The sequence below is a fragment of the Nonlabens sp. genome (assembly GCF_965657255.1).
Taxonomy (GTDB): domain Bacteria; phylum Bacteroidota; class Bacteroidia; order Flavobacteriales; family Flavobacteriaceae; genus Nonlabens.
Genome location: NZ_CBFHNM010000001.1, coordinates 149,990 through 162,426, shown reverse-complemented (window position 1 = coordinate 162,426; position 12,437 = coordinate 149,990). Strand labels below are relative to the sequence as shown.

General features: G+C 34.3%; 11 protein-coding genes. 9 read left to right on the top strand and 2 right to left on the bottom strand.

The annotated features are described in order from the left end of the window. The first annotated feature begins 4 nt into the window (after positions 1–4). From ACTF54_RS00810 to dnaG, 6 genes are all read left to right on the top strand, one after another. Positions 5–1,480, top strand: coding sequence for a RagB/SusD family nutrient uptake outer membrane protein (locus ACTF54_RS00810; RefSeq protein ID WP_438968515.1), 1,476 nt, complete (start codon positions 5–7; stop codon positions 1,478–1,480). Positions 1,481–1,571: 91 nt separating this feature from the next. After that, positions 1,572–3,215 carry a SusE domain-containing protein gene (locus tag ACTF54_RS00805; RefSeq protein ID WP_438968514.1) on the top strand — a complete coding sequence of 548 codons (1,644 nt, stop codon included), beginning with the start codon at positions 1,572–1,574 and terminating at the stop codon, positions 3,213–3,215. A 26-nt stretch (positions 3,216–3,241) separates the two neighbouring features. Further along, positions 3,242–4,687: a glycoside hydrolase family 30 protein gene (locus ACTF54_RS00800; RefSeq protein WP_438968513.1), complete on the top strand. Its 1,446-nt coding sequence runs from the start codon at positions 3,242–3,244 to the stop codon at positions 4,685–4,687. Between the two features lie 12 nt (positions 4,688–4,699). Beyond that, the gene (locus ACTF54_RS00795; RefSeq protein WP_438968512.1) at positions 4,700–6,178 is read left to right on the top strand and encodes a glycoside hydrolase family 30 protein; all 1,479 of its coding nucleotides are present in this window, start codon (positions 4,700–4,702) and stop codon (positions 6,176–6,178) included. Positions 6,179–6,197: 19 nt separating this feature from the next. Beyond that, positions 6,198–6,995, top strand: a complete 798-nt coding sequence (locus tag ACTF54_RS00790) for a T9SS type A sorting domain-containing protein (protein ID WP_438968511.1) — start codon at positions 6,198–6,200, stop codon at positions 6,993–6,995. Between the two features lie 161 nt (positions 6,996–7,156). After that, positions 7,157–9,157, top strand: coding sequence for a DNA primase (dnaG, locus tag ACTF54_RS00785; protein WP_347196683.1), 2,001 nt, complete (start codon positions 7,157–7,159; stop codon positions 9,155–9,157). Here the strand turns inward: dnaG and ACTF54_RS00780 are convergent. Further along, the gene (locus tag ACTF54_RS00780) at positions 9,147–9,770 is read right to left on the bottom strand and encodes a response regulator transcription factor (protein WP_347196682.1); all 624 of its coding nucleotides are present in this window, start codon (positions 9,768–9,770) and stop codon (positions 9,147–9,149) included. The genes dnaG and ACTF54_RS00780 overlap by 11 nt on opposite strands. 93 nt (positions 9,771–9,863) lie before the next feature. Beyond that, positions 9,864–10,658: an NAD(+) synthase gene (gene nadE, locus ACTF54_RS00775; protein WP_347196681.1), complete on the bottom strand. Its 795-nt coding sequence runs from the start codon at positions 10,656–10,658 to the stop codon at positions 9,864–9,866. Between the two features lie 54 nt (positions 10,659–10,712). Here nadE and gldB point away from each other — a divergent pair, with 54 nt between their 5' ends. The 3 genes from gldB (at position 10,713) to ACTF54_RS00760 (ending at position 12,407) form a co-directional block, all read left to right on the top strand. Then, a complete protein-coding gene (gene gldB, locus ACTF54_RS00770; protein ID WP_438968510.1) occupies positions 10,713–11,690 on the top strand; it encodes a gliding motility lipoprotein GldB in 978 nt (325 codons plus the stop codon). Beyond that, positions 11,690–12,034 carry a gliding motility protein GldC gene (gene gldC, locus ACTF54_RS00765; protein WP_438968509.1) on the top strand — a complete coding sequence of 115 codons (345 nt, stop codon included), beginning with the start codon at positions 11,690–11,692 and terminating at the stop codon, positions 12,032–12,034. The genes gldB and gldC overlap by 1 nt, the downstream gene beginning before the upstream one ends. A 121-nt stretch (positions 12,035–12,155) precedes the next feature. Beyond that, positions 12,156–12,407, top strand: coding sequence for a DUF3820 family protein (locus ACTF54_RS00760; protein ID WP_347196678.1), 252 nt, complete (start codon positions 12,156–12,158; stop codon positions 12,405–12,407). The last annotated feature ends 30 nt before the right edge of the window (positions 12,408–12,437 follow it).

The window sequence follows — 12,437 nt, the reverse complement described above, 5'->3', positions numbered from 1 at the left end:
TACTATGAAAATTAACAAAATTCTTTTATTTTTTTTCGTCATGAGCATGATGTCTTCTTGTGATGATTATTTAGATTTACAACCTATTTCAGAGGAAACCAGTGGAAATGCTTACGAAACTGCAAGTCAAATTGAGGCTGCATTGGTTGGGGCCTACGAGTCATTTCAATCATCTGAGTATTATGTTTGGGATAATGTTTTATTTCAGGATGTAAGATCTGATAATTGTTATGCTGGTGGTGATAATCCTGAAATCTTTCAAATTGATTTTATTGATATTGAACCGGCTCATTCAAGACTTTTTACACATTGGTCGAACATATATAATGCTATTTTTAAGGCTAATCTTGTTTTAGAACGAGTAGATGGAATTACAGATGATAGATTAACTGAGGAAAGAAGATCACAAATTAAGGGTGAAGCATATTTTCTTAGATCCTATCATTACTTTACACTTGTAAAATTATGGGGTGATGTCCCTTTAATTCTAAACACTATTACTTCCACCGATTCTGAGAGTGTTAATATTCCAAGAACAGATATCGCGATGGTATATGAGCAAATTACTTCTGATCTAGAATTAGCAGCTACGCTCTTACCTGACACTTACGGTAATGATGCAAGTATAAACAAAGCTAGAGCCACTGCTGGTGCTGCTCACGCTTTGGCTGCAAAGGCATACGCTCAACAACCAAGTCCGAATTATCAATTGGTGTTGGATCATATCGATGCTGTAGAACGTAGTGACGCAGATTACAGGTTAATTGAATATAGTGAGTTATTTGATGGTAATAATTACAACAATGCAGAGTCGATAATCGAAGTACAGTATTTAGGCGGCAATGAAGGTAATTTTGGTCCGCAGTTGCTTTTACCACCATCGGTCAGTGGTGATACTTGGAGAAAATTTGCTACGCCATCTATAGATTTGATTAATGCATTCGATTCAGAAGGAGATGTTGTTAGAAAGAATGCATCAATTCTTTTTGAATCAGTTCAATGGGTGGATGAATTTTGGGGTAATTCTCAGGGAACTGCCGTACCATTTAGTTACAAATGGAAAAATGCAGGAGGTTTCGCCAGTGCTGATAATACTTACTTAATTAGATATGGAGATATTGTTTTGTTGAAAGCTGAAGCCTTAAATGAATTGGATCAATTACAAAATGCTGTAATAGAAGTGAATCGGATTAGAGACAGGGCTCAGCTACCTGATTTAACCATCGCTCAAAGAAGTTCTAAAGAGGTTCTTAGAACAACCATTCTTAAGGAACGAAGATTAGAGTTATTTCAAGAAGGACAACGTTGGGATGATTTAGCTCGTTACAATGTTTTAGTTTCTACAATGAATAGTTTAATTGAAATAGATTTAAGAAATGGTAATCCAGTAAATTATAATATGACAGATGCAAAAAGATTACTACCTATTCCACAACAGGAATTAGATAGAAACCCTGCATTAATTCAAAATCCTTTGTAAAATTACTACTATGAAAACAATATATATAAGATTCGTATCTCTTTTCTTTATCGGAATAATTCTTTTTATTTCTTGTTCCCCTGAAGAAAATATGCAGCCAGAAGGCCAATGGGATTTAAGTAATCCAGTTTTAATTTCCCCTAATAGCGATCAGTCCAACATAATTTTAAATGAGGCAACCCCTAATGAAACTATAACCTTTAATTGGGAAGCTGCTATTTCATCAGCTGGTTATGGTGTTACTTATGAAGTGTTGCTGGATACTTTAGGAACAACAGATTTTAGCAATCCAATTTTAAAGTTACCATCATCTAACAATGGAAAAGGTACTTCTTTATCTATTTCTTACGAGACCTTAGATCTAGCACTAGCTTATTCAGGTTTCACTGCAAATACATCTTCAGACATTACCTATGCAATAAAGGCAAGTAGTCTAAGTAAATCAAGTTTATCTTCTCAAGTTGTAAGCATTTTTCGTTTCGAAAATGAAATCACTCCTTCAAGGCTATTTTTATCTGGAACTGGAGCTGAAAATAACAACGTTATTTCTGATGCTATAGCTTTTAAGAGACTCACTGATTCAAACAATATACCTTCTAATGTGCATGAGGTTTACACTAGCTTAGTTGCTGGGGAACCATTTAAAATATTTAGCGAGCGTTTTTTACCATCCTTACAATTTGGAGGTTCAAATGGAGTTCTGGAGCGATTTGGTGATGGTATTGTAGCAGAATTTAGTGGTCCGTATAGAGTGCAAATAGACTTAGATAACAATACTTACAACTTGCTAAAAATAGATTTTTGGAGTATGGTAGGATCGCCTATAAACGGCGGTTGGGGTGGAGATGAACCTCTTGAGTACATCGGTGACGGTATTTGGAAGAGTACCATAAATCTTATTAATACTGGGGGATTTGCATTCCGTGCAAATGGTGATTGGTCTTATCTATTGAAAAGAGTTGTAGGATCAAATAATCAACTTGTATTAGAATCTGATGCGCCTAGTCAAGGATTGTCATTCGAGGATATTCCCTCTAATCAAATTGGCCTTTTTGAAGTTACCTTGGATCTCTCATCTGATGGTTACAATTTCACTTTTGAAGAAGATACTACAGTTGTTACTCCGGTCAGTACACCACAACAGCTTTTTTTGTTTGAAAATGGAATAATGATTGAAGAGTTAACTAAAAACGGTGATGTCTTCTCCAGTACTCGTTTTATACCTATGCAGGCATCTATGGACTATTCTTTAAATAGTGTCATGGATGGATCAGGTGTTTCTTATTCAGTGAACTCGGATTTGGCAGACTCTTTAACTCCTGATGGAGATAGTGTTACTGACACACATGTTTTATTGGAAAGTTCATCCTCATTTAGACTAACAAATGACCGTGCTTTAAGCATAGTTATCGATTTTAGTCTACCTCAATTATCTTGGAAATATTATAATTTTAAACTTTTTCACTGGCAAATATGGGATAATAGGGTGGAAACTTTAATGACTTATTCTCATCCTAATACTTTTACGACTAACGCAGACTTAACTTCTGGATTTGATAGTAAGTTTATTAGTCCTTTTGATTTTGATTTAGGTAGTGACAATCCAAGTGCTCTTTCAGGAAATCTTATTAATGGAGGAGGATCAAACCTGTTAAATATAACGGTTGATAGAATGTATCAGGTTACTATAGTGTTGCAGGATGATTATCAGACTGGCACTTACGATTTTCAATAATAATTGATTAGATAATTATAAATAACATGAAATTAGTTAAAATGCTTTTACCGAAAGTTTTATTGGTAGTGGTTCTATTTATTTTTCATTCCTGTGAAAATGATGAAACTATCGATTCAGCACCACCACCTCCTTCTCAATCACAAGTTGATGTTGATTTTTATCTCACTACTCCAGATCAAGGTCAGTTGATAACAAAGCAAGATGATGGGACAATAATTATGACTGACAATGACAATCCAACAATTTTGGTGAATGAGTCTCAAGTTTTTCAAGAAATAGATGGATTCGGCTTTACTTTAACAGGAGGTAGTGCTCAGTTGATTAATAATATGTCAGCCGGACAAAGATCAACGCTCTTAAACGACTTGTTCGGAAGTGATCCAGGAGCTGTTGCCTCATCTTATCTAAGAATAAGCATAGGTGCTTCTGATTTAGATGAAAATGTTTTTTCTTACAGTGATCTTCCAGCAGGTCAAACAGATCCAAACTTGAATAATTTTTCTATCAGTCCAGATATGACTCATTTAATACCGGTGCTGACTGAAATATTAACTATAAATCCTAATATTAAGATTTTAGCAACACCATGGTCAGCACCAACATGGATGAAAAATAACGGTAATTCTGTTGGTGGAGAACTGTTAGTATCAAATTATAGTACTTATGCTAACTATTTTGTAAAATACATCCAAGCAATGAGTGGCAAAGGTATAGTTATCGATGCTATTACCGTTCAAAATGAGCCAGAAAACCCTTTTAACAACCCAAGCATGTTGATGAGTGCGCCTCAACAAATTGATTTTATAGCAAATCATTTGGGGCCAGCATTTAACGCGGCCAATATCAATACCAAAATAATAGCATTTGATCATAATCCAGATAATATAAATTACCCCATTTCAGTTTTGGATAATCCTAGTGCTAATCAGTATATTGATGGTTCTGCATTTCATCTTTATGCTGGTAATATAGAGAGTCTTAGTACAGTACATAATGCTCATCCAGACAAAAATATTTACTTTACTGAACAATGGATTGAAGCACCTGGAAACTTTAGAGAAGATATTCGATGGCATTTCAGAGAGTTGATGGTAGGAGCTGTAAGAAACTGGAGCAAAAATGTGTTGCAATGGAATTTAGCAGCAGATCCAAACAATAGACCTTATACCCCAGGCGGATGTACGGCATGCTTGGGAGCTGTTACCATTGATGGTAATAGTTTTACTAAAAACTCGGCATACTATATCATTAGTCAAGTATCTCAATTTGTACCTGTAAATTCAGTTAGAATAGGTTCAAATAATTTTACAAACTTACCAAATGTAACTTTCAAAACTCCTGAAGGAAAAGTAGTTGTCTTAGTATTAAACAATACCGGCACCCAGCAAAATTTTAATATTAATGTTCAAGATCAACCAATTAGTACTTCTCTTCCAGCGGGCGCAGTTGGTACGTTTGTTTGGAATTAAATTTACTTGAAAATGTATAAAAAATATATGATTTTATTTTTGTTAGTTGTCTTTTTCTCCTGTTGCAAGCAGCAAGTAAAAGAGCAAGAGGAACTGGAACCACAGAAGAATTCTAATGTTACCTCTTTTCAGAATCGCCAGGTAACGGTTTTTACAACTGCCGAGAATTCTAATAAAAGGTTACATAAGGACGCTATTCAAAGTTTTGATAAAGCCGGTCAGCCGCTTGAAACAGAAATTGCAATATTTGTCAATCCTAATAAAACTTTTCAAAAGTTTCTCGGTATAGGAGGAGCCATTACAGATGCGTCTGCTGAGGTTTTTTATCAGTTAAGTGATGATAAGCAGAAAGAATTATTAAATGCTTACTATTCTGATGAAGGAATCAATTACAACATCATTAGGACGAGTATTCATAGTAGTGATTTTGGTTTAGGTAGTCATACTTATATTGAGGAAGGTGATAAAGAATTGAAAACATTTTCAATTGAAAAAGATAGGTTAAAAAGAATTCCAATGATAAAGAGAGCCTCTTCCCTCATCAAAGAAGATCTGGTTTTTTATGCAAGTCCATGGAGTCCACCTGCATTCATGAAAACTAATAACAACATGTTAAAAGGAGGGAAATTACTTCCTGAATATTATCAAACTTGGGCAGACTATTTCGTGAAATTTGTAAAGGCTTATGAAGCCGAAGGTATTCCAGTTTGGGGTGTTACTATTCAAAATGAACCAATGGCTACACAACGATGGGAATCTTGTATTTATACAGCTTCTGAGGAACGTGATTTTTTAAAAAACTATTTAGGGCCAACATTTGAAAAAAAGGGCCTAGCGGATAAAAATATAGTAGTGTGGGATCATAATCGAGACTTAATTTCGCATAGAGCAAATACAATTTTTGATGATCCTGAAGCAGCCAAATATGCATGGGGAATTGGATTTCATTGGTATGAAACTTGGACTGGTGGAGATCCTAAATATGACAATCTAAAAAACATTAATGAGTCATATCCAGATATGAATCTCTTATTTACTGAAGGATGTCAAGAAAAGTTTGATCCTCAACAATATTATAGATGGTCTAATGCAGAACGTTATGGTAATTCCATGATCAACGATTTTAATAGTGGCACTGTAGGCTGGACAGATTGGAATATTTTGTTAAATGAAAATGGAGGTCCAAATCACGTGCAGAACTTTTGTTTTGCACCTATTCATGCAGATACTCAAAATGATGAATTAATCTATACTCCTTCATATTATTATATAGGTCATTTTTCTAAGTTTATCCATCCTGATGCACTGAGAGTGAGCACAACCTCTAGTAGAAGCGACCTAGAAAGCACCTCATTTAAAAATGTAGATGGAAGTCTAGTAACTGTGGTTATGAACAAAACTGATAATGAGATAAGTTATAATTTATTAGTGGACGATGAAGAAGTTCGTATCACTATTCCTTCTCACGCAATTCAATCGTTAATATATTAATCCTTTAAATAATTAAATTATGAATAAAAATTACTTAAAAAGATGCTATTTATTTGCACTTGTATTTTGCTTTTCCATCCTTTCATATGGTCAAATAATACAAGACGGAACCTACGCCATTTTTAATACTGTTCATTCAGAAGTTCTAACTACAGAAACTTCTGCGCCATATGAAGCTGAAATGGCAGCGTTTACTCCTAATGATGATTTTCAATTATGGAGTTTTACTCATCAAGGAGGTGATATTTATAAAATTGTGAATCAAGGTTCAAATACTACATTGGGGATCAATGATGGGTGGTGCGGTCAGTTTGGTGATGTAAGAGCAGGTTTTGCAAATTCAGATTTAAATGTAGAATTCAAAATTTCTGCTGCTGCTGTGATGGATACGTTTGTTTTTGAAATTGCATTTACGACTTGTAATTTTGGAAGTATGAATGTGCCGATTAAAGCCTTTGATATTGAAAATGGTGCCTCTGGTGCTCAAGTACAAACCTTTGATGTAGCTCCTACTAACCCAAATCAACAATTCCAAATTGTAGATCCTGCTACATTAAGTATCCCACAGGTGGATTTGTTGAATGAAGTTGTTTTGTCATATGATAGTTTGATGAGAGATGTTATCATTAATTCAAATCGAGACCTAAGTATTTCAAAAATAGAGGTTTTTGACCTTACTGGGAGACTTGTTCAGGATAAACTGCTAATTCAATCTGAGGAATTAAAAATTAATTTTAACGGAAGTTTGGATGGTGTTTACTTTGTAAGACTAATTTCAGATAAAAAACAAATCGTTAGAAAAGTCATTGTTTACTAAATAGTTTATTCACTTTTAAAAGGGGTTTCAAGGATTTACAAACTTATGAAACCCTTTTTGGTACAAATCAATAAAAATATCATCAATGATATTTTTATTGATAGTTAGAATTATGTTTTTTGTCAAAGAATATCCTAATTTTACTGTTCTGAATTTTTAACATGATTTCAAGAACAACTGTAGATGCTGTATTTGACGCTGCCCGTGTAGAGGAAGTGATAGGCGATTTTGTGCAGTTAAAAAAATCTGGATCTAACTATAAAGGTTTAAGTCCATTTACAGAAGAGCGTTCACCTAGTTTTATGGTGTCTCCTGTGAAGCAAATTTGGAAAGACTTCAGTAGTGGTAAAGGAGGTAATGCTGTTACTTTTATCATGGAACATGAGCACTTTACCTTTCCAGAAGCGATTAAATGGCTGGCTAAAAAGTATGGAATTGAAGTAGAGGAAACTCAACAAACAGATGAGCAAAAACAAGAACAGGATGCAAAAGAGTCCATGTTTCTTGTATCTAAATTTGCAGCAGAGTGGTTTCAAAGTCAATTAAAAACAGAAGAAGGTAAAGCTATTGGATATAGCTATTTTAAAGAACGTGGTTTTAGCGATGAAACTATTGAGTATTTTCAATTAGGATACAATCCAGATCAGTGGAGCGCATTTACCGATGCGGCTATAAAAGCTGGTTATCAATTAGAGTTTCTAGATAAAACTGGTGTTTCAATAGTTAAAGAGGAAAAGAAGTTTGACCGTTTTAAAGGTCGAGTAATGTTCCCGATACGCAGTCTTTCTGGCAGAGTATTAGGTTTTGGAGGTAGAATTCTTACTAACGAGAAGAAAGCAGCTAAGTACTTAAACTCTCCACAAAGTGAAATTTATGATAAGTCTAAAGTTCTTTACGGAATTTTTGAAGCAAAGCAGTCTATTGCAAAAGAAGATCTTTGTTATCTAGTAGAAGGATATACAGATGTTATACAATTGCATCAAGCAGGTGTCAAAAATGTAGTTTCTAGTTCTGGGACAGCACTTACAAGTCAGCAAATAAGATTGATACAACGTCTTACTAAAAATATAACTGTCCTATATGACGGTGATGCCGCAGGAATGCGCGCTGCCATAAGAGGAACCGATCTCATTCTAGAGGCTGGTATGAATGTGCGTGTTTGTACTTTTCCTGATGGGGAAGACCCAGATTCTTATGCAAAATCCCATACACAATCAGAAATTATTGAGTTTCTAACGGATAATGCTCAGGATTTTATTTCTTTTAAATCTAATTTACTTAAGGAAGAGGCTGCAGGTGACCCAATTAAAAAGGCAGGTATGATACGCGATATTGTAAGCAGTATCTCAAAGATTCCTGATGATATTTCTAGAGAAATTTATGTTAGGGAAAGCGCTGCTATTCTAGATATAGGTGAAGATGTTTTGTTTTCTACTCTAGCACAAATGCGCAACGCAGGTTTTCAAGAACAGAAAAAGAAAGAGATAAGAGAGAAGGCAAAGGAGCCTATGTCTAAAGTTGAAAACGCGGTTGCATCTGTCAAGGTAGACCGTAGGGCACTTTTGGAACGCTCCATAATTGCTATTTTATTATTGTATGGTGGAAAAGATGAAATTTTTGAAGAGGAATACATACAAGACGGAAGTGGTGAGGATGTAGATTACATAACTAAAAAGGAAGAACATCGTGTTTATGAAAAAATTTATATGGATTTACAAGCTGATGAAATAAAATTTACCAACCCAGATTTTCAAAATATCTATGCAAAAATTATTGATGTTCTACTTTTAGAGCAAAAGTTAGATGTCCAACTTATACTGTCTGCATTTGAAGGTGAGTATGCTAATGTTATAGCAGATATCACCATGTCTGATGATAAATATCAGCTGCACGATTGGGAACGTAATCAGATCTTTCCTAAGCTTAAAGATCAAACTGTTTCTGAATATACTAGCCAGGTATTACTTCACTTAAGGCAATATTTGATATATGATTTAGTTGAAAATATTAATAGAATTATAGCAAAGAATAATCCAGAAGTAGATAATGCTGAGGCATTGAAGCAAGTGATGGATTACAATTTATTACGAACAAAAATTGATAATAAAAATAGAACGGTAGTACCTTCTGACGGTTTAAGTAGATTTCTCTTTAATTCGTAATTTGTAGTAATCTGGATTGATGTATTAAATCAGCTATGTTATCTGCATTCAATTTTTTGAGCAACCTTGTTTTATAAGTACTCACTGTTTTCTCATTGATGCTCAGGTGTTGTGCAATCTCTTTATTTCGCTTACCTCTTGATAATAAATTAAGTACTTCTATCTCACGAGTAGATAATTTTTTGAACTTCAAAATGTTTCCATTTTGTTTATCATCTAGTTGCTTTTTAATATTATCTGATAAGAATGTCTCACCTTTAGATATGCTAATTAAAGCAGTTTTAATTTCCTTTACAGTACGAGTTTTTGCTATATATCCATTTGCACCTGCTTTTACAGAACTTATAGCATAAATCTCTTCTGGATGACAACTTATTACTAGGACTTTTAAATCAGGGAAATTAGATCTTATTTCTCTAAGCGATCCGATACCATTAGAATTAGGTAAATCAACCTCTAGAATTAAAATATCTGGATTAAATTTTGAAATGTTAGGAATTAAAAAAGCACCATCCTCAATTTTTCCTTTGAAATGGAATTCTTCATGATCCTGCATCATACACTTTAGTCCTTTTCTAAAAATAGGGTGATGATCTGCTAATAAAATATCCATTTTCTCTTTGTTGGTCCAACAAATATAGAATTAATGTATCTATTACAGTATAAAAAACTGTGCGTATTGCCGTACATTACAAGAGGTTAGAGACTAATTATTGATTAATGAATCTGGTATAATACATATAGGAATAGGGTTCATTTTATGTTGATTTCTCCTATTAAATGCTAAGTAAATGTTTAAAACTTCTCTCTGTCTTTCGTTAAAAGAATCAACAGAATCGCTTTTATCTATCTGACTCATAGCCCATTCCAGCTCGTCATAACTAGCACCTATTTGATCTTCGTCGGTTTTTTCTGCCCCATATAATCCATCGCTAGGAGCTGCGGTCATGATCCTTTTTGGTACATTTAAATGTTTACCTACAGCATAAACTTCACTTTTCAATAAATCAGCAATAGGACTAACATCTACACCACCATCACCATATTTAGTATAAAAACCAATACCAAAATCCTCCACCTTATTTCCAGTTCCGGCGACTAACAACCCATGAATGCCACCGTGATAATAAAGAGTTGTCATTCTTAATCTAGCTCTAGTATTGCCTAAAGTCAATGCTACTTGATCATTGCTTTCTACTTGCGGCATATTAGATTTAAAAACATCAAAAACAGGAGTTAGGTCACTTCTTACATCGCTTACGTTTTTATAGTGCTCCTTAAGGTGTTCAATGTGTTCTTGAGCTCTAGTAACGTGATCTTCATGCTGGTGGATAGGCATTTCCACACATAGTACATCGAGTCCTGTCATGGCGCAAAGTGTTGAGGTTACAGCGCTGTCAATACCACCGCTTACACCTACTACATATCCTTTTACTCCAGCATTTATGGCATAATCTTTCAGCCATTTTACTATGTGATCTGTTACTTTTTCTACTTTCATAATCGTATTTTTGCTTGTTTAAAAATAAATAAAATTATAGCTAGTTATAAGGGTATGAAGATCAATTTATATAAAACTTTTATTGTTCTCGCTTTCGCGAAAGCGTTATTATCATGTACCTCTACTAATAAAGTCGAAGAAGAGATCGCAAACATACCCTTAGATGTTGACTTAATCACTTTTCACAAAGATTTTGCTGATGCAAATGCAAGTGATTTACAAGAATTAAAAAATGAATTCCCTTTGTTTTTTCCAGTAAGAGTTTCAGATTCTGTTTGGATTGCAAAAATTCAGGGTAAAGATACCATTCATACGGTTTTAGAAAAAGCTGTTGAAAAGGCAAATTTTGACTATGATAAAATAAAATCGCAACTAGAAGATGTGATGCGTCATGTGACCTATTATTTTCCTGAATTTCAATCTACGCCTATCGTGACAGTTATTTCTGATGTAAACTATCGTCAGAAAGTGATTCCTACTTCTAATCAATTGATTGTTGCTATTGATACCTATTTAGGAAAAGAACATGAATTGTACTCTGGAATTAACAAATACCAAAGAGAAAACTTAAATATCGAACAACTTCCAGCAGATGCTGCTCTTGCTTATGCAGGTCTATTTGTAGAACCTACTATGGATCGCAGCCTCATAGGAAATATGATATATCATGGTAAACTTCATTATTTACAATCTTTGTTCTCGCCGCAATCAGCTGGATCGTACATATTTAATTATTCGCAAGAGAAGTATGATTTTACAGTAGAAAATGAATCGCAAATGTGGCGTTATTTCATTGATAATGAGTTGTTGTACGATACTGATTCAAGTCTGCTTTCCAGATTTGTATTGCCAGCCCCTTTTTCTAAATTCTACCTGGAAGTAGATCAACAAACTCCTGGTGGAGTAGGTCGTTATATAGGATACAGAATTGTAGAAACTTTTATGAAAAATAATCAAGTGGATCTAGAAACAATGATTCAATTGAATGCAGAAGATATTTTTAAACGTTCTAAATACAAACCATTACAGTAATGTCAGATAAAAAAATAAGATCCACGATAAAAATAGGAATCGAACTAGATGAAAATCGTGTTCCAGAACACATAAGATGGAGTGCGCCAGACGGTGGTGTAGATGCTGCAGATGCAAAAGCAATGATGGTTTCTATGTGGGACAGCAAGGAGAAAGAGTCCTTTAGAATTGATTTGTGGACCAAAGATATGCCAGTTGATGAAATGCGTGTTTTCTTCCATCAGACATTAGTTTCTATGGCAGGCACATATCACCGCGCGACTAATGACGATAAGATGCGCGATACTATGATTGATTTTTGTGATTATTTTGCAGAGAAGCTTAATCTTAAGGAAAAAGAATAGTCTTTACTATTAGCGTCAGTAGGGTTCTCATTTAGATAGAGGTTATTCATCCCACACCATAATAAGTAATGTTTTTGATTAGTCATATCCTCAAAACCTTTCTGAAATTTGAACATGTAAAATGGAAGAACCACTTTTTGATCATAAACAATTAATTGAAATGGCATGGTATAAAATGCCATTTGGTGCTCATAAAGGAAGATTTCTTAGTGAGCTGCCAGAGTCCTATTACGTGTGGTTCAGACGGCAAGGGTTTCCCAATGGTAAGTTGGGAAATTACATGACTAGTGTTTATGACATGAAGGTAAATGGCATAGAAGAAATTCTAAGAGAAATACGTAGAAACACGGTTAATGATAGGCCAGTGTTTTAAATCTGTATAGTCTTTAATCTGTATAGTGAA